Source organism: Calothrix sp. CCY 0018, from assembly GCF_963920925.1.
Lineage (GTDB): Bacteria > Cyanobacteriota > Cyanobacteriia > Cyanobacteriales > Nostocaceae > Rivularia.
On the sequence record NZ_CAWUDI010000059.1, the window covers coordinates 1 to 24,356 of the forward strand.

The window sequence follows — 24,356 nt, forward strand, 5'->3', positions numbered from 1 at the left end:
TCCTAATTCCTAATTCCTAATTCCTAATTCCTAATTCCTAATTCCTAATTCCTAACTCCTAGTTCCTAACTCATAACTCCTAACTAAAATTCTATGACTCCCAGCGAACTTAAAGTATTTTTATACCAGCTAATTCGTAATAATATTCAAATCAGTACGATGATTTGGGGGTCTCCCGGTATTGGTAAATCTAGTATTGTTGGTCAGTTAGCGCGGGAAAGCGATATTGATTTTGTTGATGTTCGCTTGTCTCAATTAGCACCTACTGATTTACGAGGTTTACCTGTTGCTGAAAATGGTATTTCTAAATGGTTTCCACCGGAATTTTTGCCTCGTAAGGGTAAAGGTATATTGTTCCTTGATGAATTAAATATGGCTCCTCCGGCAATGCAGGGAGTTGCACAACAGTTGATTTTAGACCGCTGCGTAGGCTCCTACGAAGTACCAGATGGTTGGTTTGTATGGGCAGCAGGAAACCGCAAAGAAGACCGCGCCGCCGTATTTGATATGCCTTCACCTTTAGCAAATAGGTTTTTGCATCTGGAAGTACAGCCAGATTTTGAAAGCTTCAAAACTTATGCTTTAGAGAAAGGGATACACGAGCAGATAATTGCTTTTCTCTCCTTCCGCACCACTTTATTACACAAAATCGACCCCCAACAACCAGCTTGGCCTTCTCCTCGTTCCTGGGTAATGGCTAGTGCTTTACATTTTGCCGGGTTAGACATTAATTCAGCAGTAGGAAGCGCTGCTGGATCTGAGTTTAATTCTTACATTTCAATGTACGAAAATCTACCCAATCTGATCGCGATTTTAGAAGGAAAAGGCGAAAGTATTCAATTTCCAAAAGAACCCAGCGTTAGATATGCAACGGTAATTGGATTAACAGTACGCGCCGACAATGCTAACCAAGCACTCAACGCTTTCAACTGGTTAAATCAAGTTGCAGCAAACGAATGGGTAAGACTGTTCGCAGTAGACTTATCGCGAACTATGGAAAGTAAAGGTAAGCGAGGAGTCTTAGCTAATTTATTGAGTAAAGAACCCGAATTCAAAAAGTTATTACAAGATTATCTCGAATCGCAAAAACCGTAAAAAGGTCAAAGGTTAAAAGTTAAAGGTTAGAGGTTAAATAACTATGATTTATACGTCTTAACTCTTAACTCTTAATTCTTAATTCCTAACTCTTAACTCTTAATTCCTAACTCTTAACTTCTAACTCCTAACTTTGAGCTTTAACCTTATTTACTCCTAACTATTCTAAAATGACTGAAGATATTCAAAAAAGGATCAGCGCGTCTTTGTTACGCTTGCAGACAAAATCGCCTTTTTTTGCAACTTTGGCGATGTTTGCTCGTTTGATTGCGACGGAGAAATTACCAACTGCTGCTACTGATGGTAAAGATATTTTTTATAATGTTGAGTTTTTATTATCTTTAAGAGCAAAACAACTTGATGGCGTGTTGCTACACGAAGTTTTGCACGCGGCGCTGCTTCACGTACCGCGTCGGGGTGTGCGGGATGCTCAGTTATGGAATATTGCGGCTGATATTGCGATCAATGGGATGATTGCGGCTCAAGGTTTTGAATTGCCGGAAGGAACTTTACGAGACGCTAATTTAGAACATTTAAGCGTTGAGGAAGTTTATGAAATTCTGCTTCAAGATGCCGATAATGCACCAGAATTAACTAACGCCGATTTACTTGATAGTCCACCAGAAGATGCTGGTAATTCGGAACAAGAAGGTAGTCAAGGAGAAAGTCAGGAAGGAGGAGATAAGGAAAGTAAAGGTGAAAGTTCTCCGACTTCTCAAACTGGCGATAGTATGTCTCAAGCCAAAAAATCGGCAATGGAAGCACATTGGCGTAATGCCATGCAGCAAGCTGCAACTGTAGCTCGCACGCAAAATAAAGGTAGTCTTGGGGGAGGAATAGAGCGAGAATTAGAAACTTTAAATTCCGCTCAAATTGATTGGCGTTCTTACCTTTGGCGATATTTGGTACAAACCCCTACTGATTTTTCTGGATTCGATCGCCGTTTTGTAGGGCGCGGGTTATACCTGGAAAGCTTGCAGGGGGAATCGATTCGCGTTTATTTGGCTTTGGATACCAGCGGCTCAATCGATACAAATTTACTGGGTTTATTTTTCTCGGAAGTGCAGGGCATTTTAAGTTCCTACCCCCACATCAAATGTGAATTTTATTACGTTGATGCCGAAGTTTATGGCCCCTACGAAATCAACGCCGATTCGATGCCACCAAAACCCCAAGGTGGTGGCGGTACATCGTTTGTACCCTTCTTCGATCAAGTTGCTCAAAGATGGGACGGACATCAAGCGGGAGTATGCGTTTATTTAACAGATGGCTATGGTACTTTCCCCGATACAGCGCCGGAATTACCAGTGTTATGGGTAGTCACTCCCGGTGGTTTGGCTTTAGAAGAATTTCCTTTTGGGGAAGCAGTACGGTTGTTATCTGTTTGAAGAAATATTGACTAACAAGTTCCTAATGTAGAGACGTAGCAATGCTACGTCTCTCGGCATTTTTGTAACATAACGAATAAAGCAAGATTTACCTAACGACAGCAGACAATTAAGCTTCCTAACATTAAGAACCCCCCAACCCCCCTTTGAAAAGGGGGGCTTTATAAAAGCAGAATAATCACAATTGTTGTGCAATCAATTCTCCAAGTAAACCATCAACAACCATATTCAAATTTAAAGTGTAATCAATATGTTTAAAAGTCTCTTCTAAAGGATGTAAAGTTCTTTTCCATCCCAAACCATCAGTTATCCAAATAAATTGATGTCCCTGTCTGGAGATAAAATCAAATAAACTTTTATATTCACCAGCTGTAGATTTCAGTTTAGAACCAGTTCCACCATAAAAATTAGCCTCTATTAAATATAAATGATTTTGATTGTTAACCGCAAAGTCAAAACGCCGTCCGGATTTATCTACTTCAACATCAATATTCCATTGCTTTTTAATATTCTCAGAAGTCGCTTGGGGAATAAATAAAAAATCGTTTTCTTCACATATCGCAGTAATTAAACTTTCTACAATAATCTCCATCGCTGTTCCACCACGATTTTTCCTACCGTTTGAATCCAAACCTACTTCGATTCCCAGTACATAATCGGGAATACTCTTAATAGTTCTATTTTTAAATAATTCTAAGACACCAGCATTCTTAGTAAATTCAATAATATCATCTATGTCTTGCGGAAAGAAAAGACTTTGATTTCTAAAATTAAAAGATTTATAGTTAAAATTATTATTTGTATAATCTATCAATATCTGAAAGTTAAAAGTGCGACAGGCAATTAAAATAGGTATAGCTCTGACAACTTGAGGCATTTTTTGCAAAAGATAGCGAAACTCATTTTCTATATCTTCTTTACCAACTAAATAATTCAATGCGTTCAAATAAATTTCGTTTTCTCTGAATCTATCTAGTACTTTTGGCCAATCAACAAAATAATGCCATCCCGTTATTGAATCTGTTAATGTATCCTGAAAATATTGAAAAACTTCTGACTCGTTACAGCAGTTAAAAAAATTTTGAAATAAAAAGCTATATTTCACGATGGATGTACTTCTATCTCATAATTCATAATTAACAATTCATTGATAGAGTTACGCTTCAAAGAATTACTATTGATGTGTCGGGTAGCTTTAAGTCTTTCTATGCGATAATCGGCATAAAGTTTTTCAAAAAAATCATCTTCGGGATTCTGATTTTTAGGATCGGAATTGCTCAAAAGAAGAAACGCGCCTTTTTTATCTAATTTTTTAAAAAAATCACGTAACCTTAATTGTTCTGAATCATCAAATGTTTGATGCGAATAAGATGTAAAATTGGATGTATTACTAATTGGTCTATAAGGAGGATCGAAATATACAAAAGTATTAGAATCAATGAATGATTCGCATTTACTAAAATCCCCTTGTATGATTTCTGTTCTTTGGAGAATTTTAGCCACCGATCTTAAATTTTCTGGATTACCTAAAGATGGTTTTTTATATTTACCTATAGGAACATTAAATTCTCCTTTTGAATTCACTCGAAACAATCCGTTAAAACAAGTCTTGTTTAAAAAAATCAGTTGTGCGCTTCTTTCTACCCACCCCGAATTATACTTGAGTAAATCTATCCGATCTTTTTGAGAATTAAATTGACTTCTAACTTTATAAAAATACTCAGCCCTGTGATTTAAGTTTAAAGATAAATATTTTTTTTCAATATTCGATAATAATTCAATTAAACCATCTACGTTACGCTGAATGGTTTTATATGTTAATACTAGATCGGCATTGACATCAGAGATAAAAATTTCTTTAATTGGATAATTGTATGCGAACAAAAAAAATAAAGCGCCACCTCCTATAAACGGTTCTACATATTTTGTTATCGAACCATTATTTAGTGCCTGTGGTAAAAATTTAGTTATTTGTTTGATTAACTGAGTTTTGCCACCAGCCCACTTCAAAAAAGGCTTCGGGGCTACCGATACACTTAACAATTGATGATGGCTTGAAACCATTAATTAAACCCATACAAATACTACAAATCTATTGTAGTTCATTAGTACCATGCTGTTATTTAAAAATACACAAATTAAATTTATTTTTTTGAAAAAGCTAAGTCAAACGTTTATTATTATACATGAAGCTTGAATATTTTCTCAAAAATTTTGTAAATTTTTGAGAAGCGAGTAGCAATTTACTTGATTAATAGAATAAAAAATAAATCATCAAATTCACATTAGATGCAATTGTGTTTGGCGAATTTTATTGGAAAATATAGATTTATTGTAACTAAACTAAATCCGCCTGAATCCGTAATTATAGATTTTAAAATTGAAGTATTTACTAAAAGATAAAACAATTAATTATACAGATAAAAAATGATGGATTATATTGCTTACGTTCATACACAAGATGCCGATGCTCTTACAGTTCGTAATGCGCCATTAGGAGATAAAATAGAATTTATTAGTAATGGTAGTAAAGTAAAAGTACAAGGAAAACCAGTTCTTAAAGGTAAGTGGAATTGGGTAGAAATTAGTGAAAATCGCTGGGTAGCATCGGAGTTTTTGAAAGTTGTTAAAGGCGCAAAAGTAGTGGCGACTCGTACTAACGAAACAGTTGCTGGTGGTTTGAGAGTATATAAAACTATATTAGTCGATCGCAATGGTAAGACTGTGAATACGGTAAGGCTTATTTCGGGTAGAATCGGTAAGCAAACTCCTTCTCATGTCGAAGATTCTCTAACGCCTCCGCCTTTTGGAATTTACACTTTTGATGCTCCTGGATGGGTGTATAAAGGTAGCGATTTAAAAGCACAATTTGGAGGGGTTTGGTCGCCGATTACACCAACTTTTAATACAAATCGTTCGGAGATAGGTATTCATTACGATCCATCAGTTTTTAGTGGTAATTATAATGTTGGGACAGTAGGTTGTTTTGCGACACCAACAGTAAAAGAAAAGGATATTATGACAAATTTTATTCAGACTCAAAAACCAAAGCACTTTATTTTTAATGAAGGGTAAGGATGATTTTATGCAGCAGTTAGGGGAGAAGTGTAATATATCCTACTATGGCAGTATATGAGTTGTAACAAATTGAAGTGTTAAGAAACCCGGTTTTTTAGCCGTTTTTTTTTAATTTGATCGATAATTTAAGAATGCTATATTGTATTTAAATTTCTTGTATTTTATTTATATTTTAAATAATTTTTATAATTTTAGTTGGTATCGCTACTGAAAGCAAATTGAATAAAGGAGAATATTTAGATAATTCAATATATATAACTAGCTATTTGTAATTTAGATGACTTGATAACAATGGTAACTGAGAATTGATATTGCTATATTTACTCTTGACCAATTCTGTAAAGATACGAGAAGTTATATAAAAGTTAACTTCAGATATACATTTTATTCTATATTACTTATTAGTTATGCGCTATGGTTAATCGTTCTCCAGAACCGAATTTATCAGAACTTCGGCAACAAGCAGCGAGCGAGGAAGTTTCCCCACAGCGGTTAGAAGAGTTATCAAAAATTAATATTGAATTGGCAAGAATTGTAGCGCAGAATGCAAATGCTGCTCCCAATTTGCTACGGTTTATTAGCAGTAGTTCGGATAATATGATACGAAAAAATGTTGCTGGTAATCCTAACACGCCAACAGAAATATTATTGCAATTAGGAGCAGAATTTCCTCAACAGTTGTTAGAAAATCCGGTGTTTTCTTTATTGTTATTAGAAAATCCTAACTTTGTCGCGGATATCCCGCTTGTTACTTTGCTTTCTTTGTTGATACTCCAGGAGGTACCACCTCAGTTTCTGGAATTGGCGACGAGTCATGACGATGTAGAAGTGCTGTTAACCATTGCCATGAATCCTAAAACGCCGAAAACAGCTTTGCTCGCATTAACTCAGGTAGAAAATATAGAAGTTGCTGAAGCTGCTCGCTTACACGTTACTTTAGCTGGGGAAATGCACTCCGGATGGAATGAAGTTGCGATTGCGGCAATGCAGACTACAAATTTACCACGCGATCGCCAATCTGAAATGTATCTGTGGGCTATTGGTGCGGTACCGAAATATCTGTTAAAAACGCTGGATGCTGAGGTACGCTTGCATATTGCCGAAAGTTTAAATACTTCAAAGCAAGTCTTGGAAATTTTGGCTACGGATAGTTACAGTAGAGTACGCGCTTGTATTGCTCAAAATCCTCATACTCCGAGAAATATTGTTGAAGATTTGATGGGAGATGTTAGCGATATTGTACGCCTATCTGTTGCTTATCATCCCCTAACACCTTTGACTTTACACCAGCAGTTTCAACTGCAATTGGAAGCAACTGAAAATCCAGTAACTTCTGAAGATATTCTCAGACAGCTTTCCACAAGTCAATGGATGCGGATTCGTTTGGGCATTGCGGCTCATTCCAATACTCCTGGGGATGTGTTGTTACAACTAGCAAGCGATGAAAATGTCATGGTACGCAAAGCTGTAGCCCTTAACGTCAATTCGAGTGCAGAAGCATTAGAGCAATTGGCGACGGAAAACGATGCTTGGATTGGTAAAATTATTGCCGCTCATCCGAACAATCGGGCAAAAACTGGTTTTGATAAGCAAAAAACTACAATACACGACTATATTAATACAGCCCGCGCTCAAGGCATCCCAATTATGCCAGCATACGCCGTTTACGATCCTCATATGCTAACGGCAATGGCAGAAAGTAGCAATTACGATACCCGTCAAAGAGTCGCGCAACATCCTAATACTCCGATTCACGTTTTAGAAAAACTCGTCGATGAAGAAAACAATTCGATTCTAGAAACAGCACTTAGAAACCTTTCTCGTAATTCCAAAACCCCCGATAGTACTTTGCAATGCTTAGCGCAAACTGGAGATTTGAAAATTTGTGCTGCTGTAGCTTGTCATCGCAACACTTCAAGCATGACACTTACAGAATTAGCAAAACATCATCGTTGGGAAGTACGCACTATAGTAGCTAAAAATCTCAAAACTCCTCGCCAAACTCTTATAAAACTGATTCAAGATAAAAATAAAACGGTTAGAGACGCGGCGAGAAACAATGCTTACGCTCCACAAAGCATTTTAAAGCAGCTTGATGTTCTCAAAGATCCCAATACATCTTCACAAACCCTTGCCGAACTTTCTCATAGCCAATGGGTAATCGTTCGTCAGGGGGTTGCACGTCATCCCAACATCGACAAAAGCCTGCTCAAGCAGCTAGCAGAAGATCAAATTAGTATGGTGCGCTTGGGTGTAGCAGAAAATCCCCATACTCCCAGTAGTTTACTAGAGCTATTAGCAATAGATCGAGACAATGAAGTTGTTGTCGCCGTTGCAACTCATGTCAACACATCCTTAAAAATTCTCGAACAATTAGCCATTTTAGGAAAGCCAGATAATCAAATTAAGCAAGCAGCAGTACTCGCTTTAGTAAATCGCTTTCCAGATAGAATTAGTAAAATTTTGGCAGATTGCATTACCTCTTTCACCCCCATATTTACCCGCTTACTAATCTTTTTGCATCCCTCAACACCAAGCGAAATATTAGCAAAAAACATTAACTCTACATCCTGGTTAGAAAGATATGCGATCGCTCAAAATCCCAACACTCCCTCCGAAAGTCGCGCTGCATTAACCCGCGACGGCAATCGAGTTGTGCGTGCGGCAGCGAAGGGGTAGGGGGGATGGGGTGATGGGGAGAGGGGGAGACAAGGGGACAAGGAGAAGAATAACTCTTAACTCCTAACTATGCCCAATTACCAATTACCAATGCCCAATGCCCAATGCCCAATTCCCAATTCAAACATCCAACCCCATCACGGTTAATTGCGGTGGATATTCGACGGTAAACTGATAGTAAATTTCTTGTTTTTCTTGTGGTGCGAGAGTTAAATTCCATTGCAAGATTCCCATTTCACCAAGTTGAATTTGGGGGTTTGTGCGATTGAGACGTACTTTGATTTGTTCGTTGCGGCTTACTGGCAATTGTTCGATAAGTTCTAATTTTGCTTGTGTGTCGAGCAAGTTACTTATCTGCAATTTATATCCATAGGTGATTTTGCGAAGATTACCAATAAACCTTTTATCAACTTCACGCTCTATTAAATCACGTTCGATTTTCACACCTTCGTCAATTCCCAAGTTTAAGTTAAATTCTTCACCCGGTACGGTGTTTTCTAATTCGGATGTTCCCACAAAGATGTTATCGCGAAATATATTGGCTTTACCCGGTAATAAAGTAGAGCCGTTAGAATTATTTTTCACATTGGCTTGTAAATAAGCAAAACTTACCAAACGCGGCATTGCTATATAGCCAAAATTACAGGGATAGTCATCTTGAAAAATTGTAGTTTTGTGAGGTGTGCCGTCGCTGGGTATATTTCCATTACCATCTAAGTTAAAGGTAACTACGTTTCCTTCTTGGGATACTTCTGCTGTAATTACATCTGCTTCAATTGTGTTTTCTAACTCTTCAATTTCACCAAATAAATTATCTTCTTCAAATTCAAAGCTGCGAGATTGTGCAGCCATTGGCACAGATGCAAACCGAGATGCTCTTCTTCGCTTCATTCCCGGTTGAGGAATATCAATATACCAAGGTTGTGGCTTCGGTGGTAAAGTACCGCTACCCGGTTTGGCTGTAGAAAGCGTTAAATTTACATTTGTCCAATCTTCGCTGGTATTTTGAATTATTTGCGCTAAGTATCCCAAATTTACGCTTTTAGTTTTGCTGTCAACTCGGATATCGTAAAGCGGTTTCCAACTAGCACTATTAACTACATAAGACACTTCTAATTCAAACTTCCCCGTACCCGCACTTTCAATCCCCACCCTTAAATTAAAACTTTCCTGGGGTTGAGGAGATTTAGTTTGTTTTAAAGAAGCGTACAGCACCTCCAACTGCTTTTCTAATTCCATCTGTTGATTTTTGTAATCTTCCGTGGAAATGGCATATTCTGTATATTGGCTGCCAAGAAAGTTGAGTAAATCCAAAGTTTCGCTCAAGCTAATGCTTTTACGTGCCAAACTAATCGAAAATTGATCTTCAGTCTTCTCTCGCAAACCTTCAATAAACCGCGACTGTAACGCCAAAGCATCCATTTGAGCTTGAAATTGACGTTTCTGCGCTTCCAACTGCTCAATTTGTTGATGCAACTGCGATACACGTGCTACTACCGATTCGGTCGTGTAAATCTTTTCCACATTTACACCCAACAAACGCACCGCCACATTACCTTTACCGCTAACCCTTACCGACTCAGTGTCAAGAGTTACTGGCAGTTGGGAGACTATCAATTCCCGTTCCTGTCCGCTTAATTCCACTACACCACGGCGCGTTACTAATGCTTGATTTGTGTAAACAGCAACTGCGAGAACATCTGTTTCTACGATTTTACGCCGAGATGGTATTTCCTGGTTAACCACTGCCAGCTTTTCCTTAATTGCGAACGGTTATGCAGGTTAATTGTTAATCCATTAAAGCCTAGCCGTCAATAAAATTCGTAATATTTCCTTCAAAAACGCACTCGCCGCACCTACGGTGTATCGCCTTCCGGGCGACGCAAGCCTTACTCGCGGCACGACTCGTTAGACTAACGCGAACCTAATTCTCAAATGGGTTTATTAATGATGTAGAGATGTTACAGTGCAACGTCTTCTAGTATGCAGGATGTATATCGGTAATTTAATTTATTCATACTTCAGATTGAAGTACGGAATGTAGGTTTAAGAGTATAAAAGGTCGCAGAAAAAAAGTTACCGGACAACGAAGAACAGGCAGAATAAATATTATGTTATGGTGCTAGCACGCTCACTATGGCAAGCGTGCTAGCACACAACGTGTATACGAAAGCGATGGTATTACCTTCGTAGACTCGTGTCAAGGTCTGCGTCGTCTCGATTCAACAGCCATCTGGGCCACAGAACTTGTGCGCGCTCAGTACCTCCGCCTCACAGAGATAGACGATACCCGAATAATCGTCGAAAAACTCCGCTGCGACCTCATCCGAAATCTTCAGGGCCAGATCCCGAGTGTCGGTGAGCACCTCGAACTTTATATTCGAGAAGTTTTCGGAAACGCTGGGTTGTCCTGACGAGCGCACGTTGCGACTGCCTTCACCGCCAGCGTCCACCACCGTATAACCGGTCGCCCCGGCTTGGAGGATGATCTTGGCGATCTTTTTCAGTAGCAACTTTTCTGTGACAATGACGAGCTTGCTGGCTGGCTTGGCCATGTTGATTACCTCTAGACGTGTATATTCATTAAACTACATAAAAACTTAGGAAAACGGCAGCACCGCGCGCTATCGCGCCGATCTCGCCGCCGCGTCGGTCGCCGGGACACGAAAGCACCGGCAGACCGCGACCCGTCTGGGATTAGCCGCCCCCCAACGCCCGGGCAAGCCCGATGAAGAGCGGTATTCCCAAGGCAATCGCGACTGGCGTGCCGACGGCTGTGGACGCGCCGATGTAAGCGGAGGGATTGGCCGACGGGATACCGGCTCGTAAAGTTGGCGGCCCTGAGATGTCTGAACTGGAGGCGGCGATGACGGCCAGAATCACGACACCGCCAAGGCTGAAGTTTGTGGCGTAGTGGGCAATCATGCCGAAACCGAAGGCGATGAACCCATGCAGCAACGGTGCCACAAAGCCATACAGGGCATACCACTGGCCCACCTGGCGCAGTTCTTTAATCCTTGCGGCTGCCTCCATACCCATTACCAGCATCAGTACCGAAAGCAGACCGCGGAAGAGGGGTTCGTAGAAGCTTTGATAGACACTTTCCGGCTTGGTTAGCAGGCCTAGAACGAGACCGAGCAGCAGTGCCGATAAAGCAGAGCCCTGGAGGCTTTCCTTGATGATGGGCCATATCTTGACCCGCTTGACTGCGGTACCGCGCTGCTTGCTGAGATACTCCTGCCTGCTGCTGGGATACTCGCCTGCGGTATCGCGCTGCTTCCTGGTATGAATGCTGGCCAAGACGATCGCAGTCACCAGCGCTGGGATGTCCATGAAGGGATAGAGTGCGGCGGCCCAGGGCTCGTATGAGATGCTTTGCGTTTCCAGTAGCGTCAGGGCGGCGGCGAGGGTAGAGCCACTCACGGCACCGAACAAGCCTGCGGTCGCAATGCCATCCTCGGTTTTGACATTTGGCAGCTTACACAACGTGTAGCGCCCGATAAACACGATAAGGATTCCTATTAACACGGCGAACAGTGCGGGCAACAGTATCTGTGCCAGATTGGACTCGCGGATCCCCTGCCCACCTGTCAGCCCGACTTTCATGAGCAGCATGAAGACGATGAACTTATAGGCCGGATCTGGAATTGCCAGTCGGCTACCGAGGCAGGCAACAACTATACCCCCAATCAGAAAGCCAAGTGTTGGGGACTGTAACTGCCCCAGGAAGTTCGTCAAAAAATCGAACAAGAAATCCACGTTATAATTCCTCCTTAATGAGAATTGTAGTTTATTCGTGTTTCAAGTTGAAGTACGAAATGTGCGCTAAAAGTTTATTGCCTTAGCATTTTTACGAAATACTTTCAAGTATGGGGATTGGGAATAGATAGTAGGTAGTAGGTAAACAATACTAACTAACTCCTAACTCCTAACTCCTAACTTTCTATCTTGCTTTTCCATACAAAGCCGTTTCGGAAGCAAATTGCTTAGCGGCTTCTAGTAAATATTCAAAATAGGTACGTCCAACAATAGATAACTGTTTTCCGTTAGGATAAACCATATACCAATTGCGTTTTATTGGAAAGTATTCTACATCTAAAATAGTTAAATCTTCTGCATAAGGCATTAATGTATGGCGAGATAAAACCGATATTCCCAAGCCACCGGCAATAGCTTGTTTTATCGCTTCATTACTACCTAATTCGAGTTTTACTTTTACTTGTACATCGTTTTCATCAAACAATTCTTGTACCGATTTACGAGTTCCAGAACCGGGTTCGCGCATAATAAAAGCTTCATTTGCCAGCTTTGATATGGGGATATTCTTTTCGTTAGCTAAAGGGTGATTAACTGGTGCTAAAACCAATAAAGGGTTTTCTAAAAATGCTTCGTAATATATATCAAGATGTTCTGGAATTTGACTCATAATATATAAGTCGTCTTGATTGCTCGTCATTCGATCCAGAATACCTTCATGATTTGTCACCTGTAAAGAAATCTCAATGCCCGGATAAAGCTGACAAAATGAGCCTAATAAACGCGGAATAAAATATTTTGCTGTTGAAATAACTGCTAATCGTAATTGTCCTTGTTTTAAACCTTTTAAATCCGCTACTTTCATCTCAAATTGAGCCAAAGTATTAAATATCTCTTTGCAAGTAGAAAACAATTCTCGTCCTGCTTCTGTAAGATATAAGCGTTTACCTACCTGCTCAAACAAAGGGATTCCTACAGATTTTGTTAGCTGTTTTATCTGCATGGAGATGGTAGGTTGTGTAAGAAATAACTCCTCAGCAGCGCGAGTAAAACTACCGTGTCGTGCCGCTGCCTCAAACACTCTTAACTGGTGCAGCGTCGCCTGATTCAATGTTAATTATCCTCTTTCTTTATAGTACTTATAGGCAAAAATCTATATCAAAAGGTTTATCCATAGATATACCTATAAGTATTACCTAAAAATGAACTTATGCACCGCTTTCTTTCATGACGAATTCACAAGGTTTCCATAGACTCAACTCTATGGTTCTAATTCAAAAACAACTATTCCCTTTATGTTACTTAGGAGTTATTATCGAAAGTAACGGCATTTAATTAAGTACATTTAGCTAAAAAATATAATTAATAATCCAATTCCCAATTCCCAATTGCCTGTTCCCTGTTTTCTACTCCCAATTCTTATTCCATCTCACCCATTTCTAATCTTTCAACTTCCGGTACGATTGTTACTTCCTCAATGATTTTTTCCGGCAACTTGTTTAAATCTGGCAATTCTAACAATTCTGCTTCTCCAACTGGCTCTTTGATACTTATTGGTAAATTTACTGGCTGACGTTCTTCTATCCAACAACTTGCTACTGGCAAGGTTTCTTCTAATTCATCCAACGGACGAGGTATCACCATAACGGCATTTAAATCCCCAATTCGTTCTGCTTCGTACATTCCTGCTTCGACTGCTACTGCTACATTTGCTACAGAACCGCGAATGATAGCAGTACACAAACCCGCACCGATTTTTTCATAAGCTGCTAACTGAACCTCTGCTGATTTAAGCATGGCATCACAGGCTCCCACCATCGCCGGGAAACCGATTGTTTCGACCAAACCAACTGCTTGATTGCTTAATTTATTGTAGCTTGCCCCCTCAGAAAATTTACTTAGACGATTAGTAATAGGTAATACTAAATTTAGATTAGGATATGGACGAGGTATTACTAAACTAGACACAAACTGTCCGAATTGCTTTGCAGTTTGTTCGCCAGATTCTACCGCCAAACGTACATCAGCGACTCCACCGCGAATTACGGCAGTACAATGTCCTCCACCAATTTTTTCGTATCCGATTAAATGAACCCCAGCAGACTTAAGCATCATATCCGCCGTTCCCACTATCGCAGGAAAACTTATAGTTGATACCAATCCTAAAGCGGTATCTTTGATATCTCTATTTCGTGATGAATATTGATTATATGAGTGCATCTAAATTTTCCCCAAAACTCCAACTAACTGCGAAAAGTGAAGGATAAAAATTAAACATATGAATTTACGTCAATTCCTTTAATCCTAGCTTCTATCAAATGTGAAGGATGGAGCATGGAAGATATTTTTAAGTGGGTAGACTTGTATTGAATACAAAGGTGCGATTTAAAGGGATATTGCCGCTCTATGTAAATATAAATATCTAGAAATATCGATTCGTGATGCAGCGTAAATTACAACAAAGAATACAAGTTTTATTCATAGATTAATTTATTTTATCCTTTACTATTTATCATCATGAGGTGTATCCAAAGTTTGTCGGTGAGGAAATAAGGTTGTCAGCAGGCTTTTGACGTTGCTTCTTCCATAGATATGATTCCCCACACCGTTTGAATTAGCATTGGTAGATTCTTCCGCTGAATCTTCTAACGAATCAGTTTCCTGTGTTAAATCTGTTGAATCTTTGACGGGAGAAAAATACGAAATTGGAGATGGACTAACGTAAGGACGAGGTGAAGGGGTGACGGGAGGAGTAGTATAAATTGAAGGTTTGGTACCATTAGAAGTATTAGAAACAATTTCTTCTACTTGCTCTGGCTCATTGGCTGCTTCAGTTTCCTTGGCTTGCTCTACTTGCTCTGTTACGGGTAACTGCGGTTGCTTGACTTTACCATTCATTTCTTGGGGGGAAGGCTCAGTAAAAGTTCTGCTAGTATCTCCGATAACAGAGCCACCAGGAACTACTTCTCCCGGTTTTACAGAAGAACGAAATACAGTTGTAGCCGAGCCAATACAAGCATTAGTGCCAATTTTACCGGCACCAACCATTAGAAAACCTGCTCCTAAATTTGCTCCCGATTCTATCTCTAAAGTTCCTGTATCTACCTGGAGAATTGACCCCATACCAATACAAACTCCAGAACCGATAATTATTTTACTATTGGGAGCCGCTTGCATTATCACCCCTGGTGCGATAACTGCACTTGCATGAATAATCACCTCGCCACTGAAAAAAGTCTCGAAATTATTATACAGACGCAGTGGCGGCACGGACATGATGTTTTTTACCTCGTGAGTGGAGGATGGGAGAGGGGGAGATGGGGAGAGGGGGGATGGGGGGACAAGGGGAATTCAAAAGTTAAGAGTTAGTTAATATCTTTTTTGAAATAACTATGTCTCTTACCTATTACCTATTACCCATTACCTATTCCCTATCCCCCGTGCCCTATCCCCAATTCCCAATTCCCAAATTACGGACGTTGAATGATGTTTTCTACTACGCGACGCTTGAGTTTTGGTTCGACTCCAATTAAGCGGACGTATTCTCCTGGATATTCTGCTAGATAAGATTCTAAAATTCCTACTACTTCTCTTTCGGAGTTTGCATCTATCTGTCCGCAGCTTGCCCAAGTACCTGTACGGAAGCGGCGCTTGTCTACGTGTTCGGCACTAATTTTATAACCACCACGCAAAAGATTGCGAACTTCTTCTATTGCTTCCGCACTCAAACGAGTATTGGTAAGAGTTGCGGTAGATCCACTCTCGAAACCGACACCGTACTTTCTGACTTCAGGGGTAAATGTAGCCTTGGAGTCTGGTGGAACATTGGTAGCAGGACGGTATGAACCTGAACTACCGTTACCGTTAGACGATCCGTTACTCGAACCCTCTGGACGTTGAATAATGGTTTCTAATACTCGTCTTCTGGCTTTAGGATCGATACCAATCAAGCGCACGTATTCGCCTTCATGGCTTCTCATACATTCTTCTAAAGCTGAAATAGCTTCACTAGCATTCTTAGATTCGATTGGGCTACAGCTTTGCCAAGAACCCGTGCGGAAACGTCGCTGATCTACGTGTTCCATACCGATTCTGTAACCGCCTGATAGCAAATTACGAACGTGGTCTATAGTTTCGCTGCTCAGTTGAGAACTACCGTTGCTGTAGCCACCACCATTGTTAGTGCTTCTGTAGCTGCTACTGCTGTAACTACTATTGCCATGACTACTACTATGACTGCTACTATATCCACCATTGCTAGGTTTTGGAGGTGTGGTATAGGTAGATGTTGTTGTTGGTTTTGTTGAACCATCGGGACGTTGAATAATTGTTTCTAATACCCGTTTTTTATGCTTGGTGTCGATACCAAATAAACGCACGTATTCGCCTTGATGTTCGGTCATGCAGCCTTCTAGCGCCGATACTGCTTCACCAACGCTTCTGGCTTCTATAGGATGACAGCTATTCCAAGTACCCGTGCGAAAACGTCTTTGATCTACGTGTTCGGTACCGATTTTAAATCCTTGTTCCAACAGATAGCGCACCTGGTCTACTGTTTGATTGTCTAAACCACTGTTATACACTTCAATACTCCTTTGTGATTGCGAACCGTTATCTACGTTTGTATTATAGGTGTCTATCTTTTCACGTACTTTTGTAATACATTTACTATCTTCGGCACAAAGATAACCCGCTCTGAGTGCCTGATTTACTCCTACTACATGATGAGCAAATTCTTTATCCTGTGGATTTACATCTGGCAAGCGATCGGCTTGCTGTTGGCTGGTAATAACGGCTCCAGAAGGTACATATTTACCGGGAGGAATCTCTACATCCTGGACTAAAGCGTGCATCATCACGATACAGCCATCGCCGACTCTGGCATTAAATATCGTCGAACGAAAGCCGATAAAGCAGTTACTACCGATATAACACGGCCCGTGAATCAGAGCCATATGGGTAATACAACTGTTTTTACCTATCCATACTGAGTATTCTTTTTTGTTGTCTCCCAGTACGCGACCTTGCTCCAAGCCGTGTATAACAACGCCGTCTTGAATATTGGTATTTTCATCGATAAAAAACGGCGTTCCCTCATCTGCTCGTACCGAACTTCCTGGAGCAACAATTACATTAGGACTGATTTCAACATCACCAATAATATGGGAAAAGGAATGTACGAAAGCAGTCTCATGAATTCGCGGTTCAGCTAAATTATTCGACCACGGAGTTGGGGGAGCCGCCGTCATGCTGCGGACTCTCATAGCGTTGTTTCTCCTCAAATGCGATTAGTTATTAGTTATTAGTTACTAGTTATTAGTTGCTTCACTAACAACTAACAACTATCTACTAACAACCCTTCGGGTTCGCAGTCGCTCATGGGGGAAACCCCCAAGACCGCGCTGTCTCACTAACTATTAATATTGTTCTTTCTTGCTGTAGACTTGGCGATTTTCAACGTAAACCGTATCAATTATCGCGACTACTGCTGCGTCAATTGGACGCTGTTCGTTGCCATAAACCTGACGCGCAGCACTACCACGACTGATAAGTACCCACTCATCGACTCCCGCACCAACGGCATCTGCCGCCACTTCGTATTCTGGCTGAACCCGTCCGTCTTCATCTATTAGCTGTAACAGCAGCAGTTTGACTCCTCTAAAACTTGGGTCTTTTTGCGTGCTAGATACTGTACCGCGAACTCTGGCAATTTGCATTCCTTTTTACGATCTCTCGGATTACGTTACGGTCTTCCACCATAAGGACGAATTGCGTTGACGTTTTCCCGGAATTGCTCTACATCTTCGGTATATCTAATTGGTAGAACGTATTCGAGGTTTTCGTGAGGACGAGCAATGATGTGGGTAGACAGTACTTGTCCGCCGTTGACTCGCTTCACCGACTCAACTCCGGCTCCAACACTCGCTTGTACTTCAGATACGTCTCCTCGAACAATAACCGTAACTCGACCAGTACCGATTTTTTCGTATCCTACCAAGGTAACGCGAGCAGCTTTCACCATCGCATCTGCTGCTTCTACAACCGCTGGAAATCCCAACGTTTCAACCATTCCAACTGCAATTGACATTATTTCTAATCCTCAAAAATTTTCCTAAATATAAAACTGCATTTCTTGTTTAAGAAGGGAACCGCTTTCAAAAATCTGTACAAAGAAGGGACAGTAAAAACTTGGCGGTCTATGTTTCATCTACACAAGGGCGATAATTAGACAAGGCCGGAAAGCCGCTCGATTGGTAATTCCCAACTCCCAATATACGATCGCTAACTACCACACTTTAAATGAATATAATCAACCCATCAGTTTTTGCAAAAAAGATAGAGAGAAAGTCGGGGCGTTTTTCTTATTTTTGTTCTTAAGAAAGCTCGCGCAGCAAGCTCGATTAAAAGCAGCATTGTGGCATTTCACAAAAATTTCAGCTGACTAAAAGCCGTTAAGTTCGGAATTGTTCCACTGCTTCGGTATACCTAATCGGCAGAACGTATTCGAGGTTCTCGTGGGGACGCGCAATAATGTGAGTGGAAACAACTTCACCACCATTTACTCGTCTGGCCGCTTCGATTCCTGCTGCAACACTCGCCTGTACCTCAGAAACATCTCCCCGAACAATTACAGTTACGCGGGCACTACCGATTTTTTCGTATCCGACCAAGGTCACGCGAGCGGCTTTCACCATCGCATCCGCAGCTTCTACTACTGCGGGAAACCCTTTGGTTTCAATCATTCCAACTGCTATAGGCATTTACAGACTCCAACAAGTTAATTCGATTCGTACATCTACGAAGGTTTTTTCCGACGGGGATGCTCATCTTGAGCTTAAAAAAAAACCTTCTTAATTAAGCATATGAAAGCTTTGCACCCCTTGCAATATAAATTAGTATAATAGTTTGTAATAAAAGCATTTTAAAAAACTTAACATATCTTTGAGGGTTGGTTACAGCCTATCTGAACTTTACAGTTTCTAGAGTGGTCACTTCTGCTTTATAATTTCTTTGTTACATTTGCCCAAACTGGCGCTCTAAGCAGCGTAAATTAAATAGCAGCGGATATTGACCGTTATCTCAAAGAGTTCTAATCGGGTCTTTCTTCTTTGTATTGCTATTGGTGCAAAACACATATAAAATAAATATTAAAAAATATAATATTAACTTATCAGACAGATAGTTTTTAATTTTTTAATTAGGAAAAATCACATCATGAATCAAGATTACTTATAAAAAAAAGTATTTTTGGCTAGAGGTTTTTTGACTATTAATACCAAAAAACAAGATATTAATCAAATGCTTGCATAAGCTGAATACAGATTTAGACTGCATAAAATATTGAAAGTTTAAGGAAATTTATGGGCATACTTTTATAGCGGTAAATTTATATGAATCAACTCTTATTTTCGACTAGTTGGGCTTTGCCTTTATATGGTTTAGTAGGTGCGCTGCTAACTTTACCCTGGAGTGTGGGATTAATTAAGCGTACCGGACCAAGACCGGCAGCTTATTTGAATATATTGACAACCGCTTTAGCTTTGACTCACGGTTTGTTGGTATTTAAAGAAGTTGAGGGTAGCGGAGCGCAAAGCTATATTATTAATTGGTTTTCGGCAGCAGGTTTAAATTTATCTTTTGAATTAGATATATCGTCAGTAGGTATTGGTGCAACGATATTAATTGCTGGATTAAGTTTGTTAGCCCAAATTTACGCTTTAGGTTATCTGGAAAAAGATTGGGCAACGGCAAGATTTTTTGCTTTGATGGGTTTGTTTGAAGCAGCTTTGAGTGCTTTAGCTATTAGCGATTCTTTGCTGCTCAGCTACATGGTATTGGAAGTATTAACTCTTTCAACTTATCTATTAGTAGGATTTTGGTACGCTCAACCTTTAGTCGTTACGGCAGCACGAGATGCATTTCTTACCAAACGGGTAGGAGATTTATTGTTGCTGATGGGGGTAGTAACTATAGGTACGATGGCAGGTAGTTGGGATTTTTCTGACCTGTACGAATGGGCAAAAACGGCAGAGCTAAGTCCTTTAACATCAACTTTATTAGGTTTAGCATTGATTGCCGGACCTACTGGTAAATGCGCTCAGTTTCCCCTGAACTTATGGTTGGATGAAGCAATGGAAGGACCAAATCCAGCTTCAGTACTGCGAAATTCCTTAGTAGTTGCTGGTGGTGCTTACGTACTTTACAAGTTAGAGCCGATTATAGCTTTATCGCCAGTAGCTTTAAATGCCTTGTTAATTATCGGTACCGTGACTGCGGTAGGAGCAAGTTTAGTTTCGATCGCTCAAATAGATATAAAACGAACCTTATCTCATTCCACCAGCGCATACATGGGTTTAGTATTTGTCGCAGCAGGTATGGAACAAGGTGGTGTAGCATTGCTTTTGTTGTTAACTCATGGTATAGCCAAAGCTTTGTTATTTATGAGTGCTGGCTCAGTGATTTATACGACTCACACCCAGGATATCACCGAGATGGGTGGATTATGGTCGCGAATGCCTGCAACTACTACAGCTTTTATTGTCGGTTCGGCAGGTATGGTAACGCTGCTACCTTTAGGAAGTTTTTGGGCAATGCTGTCATGGGCTAATGGTTTTATTACAACTAGCCCCTGGGTAATCGGAATTCTGATAATAGTCAACGGTTTAACAGCCTTGAATTTGACAAGGGTATTTCGGTTAGCCTTTTGGGGAGAACCGCAACAAAAAACTCGTCGAACTCCGGAAGTGCATTGGCCGATGGCATTACCAATGGTATCGCTAACAATAATGACTTTGTTAGTACCAATGATGCTTCAGCAATGGTATCTGTTACCCACTTGGGACAGTATCAATTGGTATATATTAGCGGCCTTAGTATCTTCAAGCTTGCTCGGAGTAATAATCGGTTCAACAATTTATCTACATAAAGCTTGGTCAAGATCGAGAATCTTAACTTGGAGATTCATACAGGATTTATTAGGATACGACTTTTATATAGACCGGATTTATCGGGTAACGGTAGTGGGTGCCGTCGCTTGGCTGTCAAAAATTTCCGCTTGGAGCGATCGCTATTTAGTAGATGGGTTTGTAAACCTGGTTGGTTTTGCCGCAATTTTCAGCGGACAAGGTTTAAAGTATAGTATTTCCGGGCGTTCTCAAGGTTATTTACTGACCATTATCTTCGGAGTCAGTGCAATCGGCTTATTTATAAGTTGGTCATTAGGATTGCTCAATAATCTACCAACCGATTTTGGATTTTAGATTTTAGATTGGGTAAGAAGTAAGAAGTAAGAAGTTAAAACTCTCCTTGTCCCCTTGTCCCCTTGTCACGAATGGTCTCCCCCTCCCCCATCCTTCATATTCCCTATGCTTAGTATTTTAATTTTGCTACCGCTTCTAGGTGCGGCTTTAATTGCGTTTGTCCCCGGTATAACGCCGAAGGTTTCTCGTACAGTGGCTTTGAGCGTTGCTGTAATTTCTTTTTTATGGACTTTAGTTTTAGCTAGCCAGTTCGATCTATTTGAAGTTAATCGGCAATTTAAGGAATTCATACCTTGGATAGATGCGCTGGGATTAAATTATCAGATTGGTATTGATGGTTTGTCTTTGCCTTTGCTGATATTAAATGCGTTACTGACGGCAATAGCTGTTTATAGTAGCGACACGGGCATATCGCGATCGCGCTTGTATTATTCTTTGTTGTTGCTGCTCAACGTAGGAGTTACGGGAGCATTTTTATCCCAAGATTTGCTGTTATTTTTCCTGTTTTACGAATTAGAATTAATTCCCCTGTATTTGTTGATTGCTATATGGGGTGGGGAACGTCGGGGTTATGCAGCAACGAAGTTTTTGATTTATACTGCCGTTTCTGGAATTCTGGTTTTAGCAAGTTTCTTGGGTTTAGTTTGGCTGAGTGGTGCGTCTAGTTTTGGTTTAGAAGGGATACAGACAAGTTCCATACCGTTGGCAACACAAATTTTGCTATTGGCAGGGATTTTAATTGGTTTCGGAATTAAAATGCCTTTGGTTCCCCTGCACACCTGGCTGCCAGATGCCCACGTTGAAGCTTCCACACCAATTTCCGTACTGCTGGCTGGCGTACTTTTGAAGCTGGGAACTTACGGTATACTGCGCTTTGGGATGTATCTTTTACCAGAAGCTTGGACATACTTAGGACCTTGGTTAGCAACTTGGGCAGTAATCAGCGTGCTTTATGGTGCATCCTGTGCGATCGCGCAAAAAGATATGAAGAAAATGGTGGCTTACAGTTCCGTCGCGCATATGGGCTATATACTTTTGGGTGCGGCAGCTGCGACACCTTTAAGCATATTAGGTACCGTAATGCAAATGATTAGTCACGGTTTAATTTCAGCGCTGCTGTTTTTGCTAGTGGGAATTGTGTATAAAAAAGCAGGCAGCCGCGATTTAGATGTTGTTCAAGGATTGCTAAATCCAGAGAGAGGTTTACCTTTAATTGGCAGCTTAATGGTTTTGGGAGTAATGGCAAGTGCCGGGATACCGGGAATGGTTGGTTTCATTTCAGAATTTGTGGTATTTCGCGCCAGTTATGAAGTTTTCCCGATACAAACTTTACTTTCGATGATTGGAACAGGTTTAACTGCTGCTTACTTTTTGATTCTGATGAGTAAAGCCTTTTTCGGACGCTTATCCGAGCAAGTAACTAATTTACCCCGCGTGTATTGGTCGGATAGAATGCCAGCAATCGTTTTGGCAGTATTAATCGTAATTTTTGGTATCCAACCCAATTGGTTAGCACGTTGGACGGAAGCAACCACAAACGCTATGATGAGCGGACAAAATCCCATTGTAAACGTGTCTTTTAATAATTAGTTGTTAGTGGTTAGTTGTTAGTGGTTAGCTGTTAAGTAGGTGAGCGTAATTAAACATAACTTTGTTTTGTCATTGCGAGGAGGCACGACGAAGCAATCGCAAGGGTTTCAATCTTTTTTTTTACATTTCGTTACATAGTTATATTTATTAGTGCCAACCTACTTAGTCGTGAATTGACTATTCTCTATTACCAATTACCCATTACCAATTCCCAATTCCCAAATTAAAATATTACAGGATAAATTTTTATGGTAACTACTAAGAGAAATAAACCTACCTTACATCCTTTAGCAGAATATATCGAAGGCTTATTAAGTGGAGATGCATTACTTCCAGATACTCAAGAAAATTTAATTGAAGTAGTCGGGGTTCTTCACAGTTACGGTATAGTTTTGGATGCTTATTCAAACAATCTGATATACTTTGCCGAAAATCAATTTTTAGTATTCTTTCCGTTTTTCAAATATTTTAACGGCGAAATTAATTTAAACAAGTTACTGCGTCACTGGCAACACGATAGAATCAATTACGAATATGCCGAGTATTGCATGAAATCAATGCTGTGGCACGGTGGTGGTGGATTAGATGAATACGTAGATTCAAAAGAATTTAGAGAAAGAGCTTCTTCTGTTATCAAAGCAAAATTTAAAAATAATCCTTTAGTTTTAGGTGTTAACCAACTGTTTCCAGAATTTTTAATCGAGCAGTTAAGGGTTTGTTCTTATTACAGCGGTTTGGGACAATTTTGGCGCGTCATGTCCGATGCCTTTATGAGTTTATCAGACCTCTACGATAAAGGTAAAATAACATCAATTTCTCAAGTTGTAGACCATGTAAAAGCGGGTTTAGTAGCGAATGCGAGTAACCCAATTACCTACAGCGTCAAAATTCGGGATAAAGTTTACGACATAATTCCCGAAAAAGTTGGTTTAACCTTCTTGATGGATACAGCCGTACCTTATGTAGAAGCAATTTTCTTCCGAGGAACGCCTTTTCACGGTACGGTATCCTACAACGCACAAGCTTATCAAATCCCTCCAGATCAAGCAAGATTTCAGTATGGTGCCTTGTATGCAGATCCATTACCAATTGGCGGTGCGGGAATCCCTCCGACATTATTGATGCATGATATGCGTCACTATTTACCCGAATATTTGCGTAATATATACCGTCAAACTCGTCGAGGAGAAGACGATTTGCTAGTGCAAATTTGTAAAAGTTTCCAAAAGTCCATGTATTGCGTGACTACCGCAACAATTTTCGGATTAATGCCTTATCCCGCAGATACTACCGAACCTTCCGAGCAACAAGCAAATCGGGATTATTTGAAAAATTGGATGGATAGGCTGATTAATTCGCAGCTGCAAGCAGTAAACGAACAGCCTATAGCTTGTGAAGTGGCTTTACCGAAGTGGATGTAAAAATCGGACGGGCAGGGATGCCCCGCAGTCGCTACAACGGGGCGGCAGCTTTTGGGGGGAAACTTCCCCCCAAAACGTGCCTTGGGAAC

Annotated in this window: 19 protein-coding genes; 7 read left to right on the forward strand and 12 right to left on the reverse strand. The window is 40.4% G+C overall.

Annotated features, from left to right (window positions below; genetic code table 11):
* Positions 1–93 precede the first annotated feature (93 nt).
* The gene (locus ACM03V_RS29960) at positions 94–1,095 is read left to right on the forward strand and encodes an ATP-binding protein (RefSeq protein WP_414624457.1); all 1,002 of its coding nucleotides are present in this window, start codon (positions 94–96) and stop codon (positions 1,093–1,095) included.
* 170 nt (positions 1,096–1,265) lie between these two features.
* Positions 1,266–2,483, forward strand: a complete 1,218-nt coding sequence (locus ACM03V_RS29965) for a DUF2201 family putative metallopeptidase (RefSeq protein ID WP_414624458.1) — start codon at positions 1,266–1,268, stop codon at positions 2,481–2,483.
* Positions 2,484–2,661: 178 nt separating this feature from the next.
* On the opposite strand, the gene ACM03V_RS29970 is transcribed toward ACM03V_RS29965, so the two are convergent.
* Both ACM03V_RS29970 and ACM03V_RS29975 read right to left on the reverse strand, forming a co-directional pair.
* Positions 2,662–3,588 (reverse strand): type II restriction endonuclease, encoded by a 927-nt coding sequence (locus ACM03V_RS29970; protein ID WP_414624459.1) that lies wholly within the window; start codon positions 3,586–3,588, stop codon positions 2,662–2,664.
* Entirely contained in the window at positions 3,585–4,547 is a 963-nt protein-coding gene (locus tag ACM03V_RS29975) for a DNA adenine methylase (protein WP_414624460.1), read from the reverse strand. The genes ACM03V_RS29970 and ACM03V_RS29975 overlap by 4 nt, the downstream gene beginning before the upstream one ends.
* A 363-nt stretch (positions 4,548–4,910) precedes the next feature.
* Here ACM03V_RS29975 and ACM03V_RS29980 point away from each other — a divergent pair, with 363 nt between their 5' ends.
* On the forward strand, positions 4,911–5,558 hold the full coding sequence (locus ACM03V_RS29980) for an SH3 domain-containing protein (RefSeq protein WP_414624461.1): 648 nt from the start codon (positions 4,911–4,913) through the stop codon (positions 5,556–5,558).
* Between the two features lie 417 nt (positions 5,559–5,975).
* Entirely contained in the window at positions 5,976–8,240 is a 2,265-nt protein-coding gene (locus ACM03V_RS29985; protein ID WP_414624462.1) for a hypothetical protein, read from the forward strand.
* A gap of 120 nt (positions 8,241–8,360) precedes the next feature.
* Here ACM03V_RS29985 and ACM03V_RS29990 read toward each other — a convergent pair whose 3' ends face one another.
* From ACM03V_RS29990 to ACM03V_RS30035, 10 genes are all read right to left on the reverse strand, one after another.
* A complete protein-coding gene (locus tag ACM03V_RS29990; protein WP_414624463.1) occupies positions 8,361–9,986 on the reverse strand; it encodes a mucoidy inhibitor MuiA family protein in 1,626 nt (541 codons plus the stop codon).
* Between the two features lie 476 nt (positions 9,987–10,462).
* Positions 10,463–10,795, reverse strand: coding sequence for a P-II family nitrogen regulator (locus ACM03V_RS29995; protein ID WP_414624464.1), 333 nt, complete (start codon positions 10,793–10,795; stop codon positions 10,463–10,465).
* Positions 10,796–10,937: 142 nt separating this feature from the next.
* Positions 10,938–11,999 (reverse strand): sodium-dependent bicarbonate transport family permease, encoded by a 1,062-nt coding sequence (locus tag ACM03V_RS30000; protein ID WP_414624465.1) that lies wholly within the window; start codon positions 11,997–11,999, stop codon positions 10,938–10,940.
* Between the two features lie 184 nt (positions 12,000–12,183).
* A complete protein-coding gene (locus ACM03V_RS30005; protein WP_414624466.1) occupies positions 12,184–13,107 on the reverse strand; it encodes a LysR substrate-binding domain-containing protein in 924 nt (307 codons plus the stop codon).
* Between the two features lie 308 nt (positions 13,108–13,415).
* A complete protein-coding gene (locus tag ACM03V_RS30010; RefSeq protein WP_414624467.1) occupies positions 13,416–14,216 on the reverse strand; it encodes a BMC domain-containing protein in 801 nt (266 codons plus the stop codon).
* 285 nt (positions 14,217–14,501) lie between these two features.
* Entirely contained in the window at positions 14,502–15,272 is a 771-nt protein-coding gene (locus tag ACM03V_RS30015) for a transferase (RefSeq protein WP_414624468.1), read from the reverse strand.
* A 194-nt stretch (positions 15,273–15,466) separates the two neighbouring features.
* Positions 15,467–17,260 carry a ribulose bisphosphate carboxylase small subunit gene (locus ACM03V_RS30020; protein ID WP_414624469.1) on the reverse strand — a complete coding sequence of 598 codons (1,794 nt, stop codon included), beginning with the start codon at positions 17,258–17,260 and terminating at the stop codon, positions 15,467–15,469.
* A 153-nt stretch (positions 17,261–17,413) separates the two neighbouring features.
* The gene (locus ACM03V_RS30025; RefSeq protein ID WP_414624470.1) at positions 17,414–17,713 is read right to left on the reverse strand and encodes a EutN/CcmL family microcompartment protein; all 300 of its coding nucleotides are present in this window, start codon (positions 17,711–17,713) and stop codon (positions 17,414–17,416) included.
* A 26-nt stretch (positions 17,714–17,739) separates the two neighbouring features.
* Complete coding sequence (locus ACM03V_RS30030) at positions 17,740–18,084, reverse strand: carbon dioxide-concentrating mechanism protein CcmK (protein WP_414624471.1); 345 nt, start codon at positions 18,082–18,084, stop codon at positions 17,740–17,742.
* Between the two features lie 364 nt (positions 18,085–18,448).
* Positions 18,449–18,757, reverse strand: a complete 309-nt coding sequence (locus ACM03V_RS30035; RefSeq protein WP_010995042.1) for a carbon dioxide-concentrating mechanism protein CcmK — start codon at positions 18,755–18,757, stop codon at positions 18,449–18,451.
* Positions 18,758–19,387: 630 nt separating this feature from the next.
* Between ACM03V_RS30035 and ACM03V_RS30040 the strand changes: the two genes are divergently transcribed.
* The 3 genes from ACM03V_RS30040 to ACM03V_RS30050 all read left to right on the forward strand — a co-directional run bounded on the left by ACM03V_RS30040 (position 19,388) and on the right by ACM03V_RS30050 (position 24,267).
* Positions 19,388–21,256, forward strand: coding sequence for an NAD(P)H-quinone oxidoreductase subunit F (locus tag ACM03V_RS30040; RefSeq protein ID WP_414624472.1), 1,869 nt, complete (start codon positions 19,388–19,390; stop codon positions 21,254–21,256).
* 105 nt (positions 21,257–21,361) lie between these two features.
* Positions 21,362–22,846, forward strand: coding sequence for an NADH-quinone oxidoreductase subunit M (locus tag ACM03V_RS30045; RefSeq protein ID WP_414624473.1), 1,485 nt, complete (start codon positions 21,362–21,364; stop codon positions 22,844–22,846).
* A 248-nt stretch (positions 22,847–23,094) separates the two neighbouring features.
* Complete coding sequence (locus ACM03V_RS30050; RefSeq protein ID WP_414624474.1) at positions 23,095–24,267, forward strand: CO2 hydration protein; 1,173 nt, start codon at positions 23,095–23,097, stop codon at positions 24,265–24,267.
* Positions 24,268–24,356 lie beyond the last annotated feature (89 nt).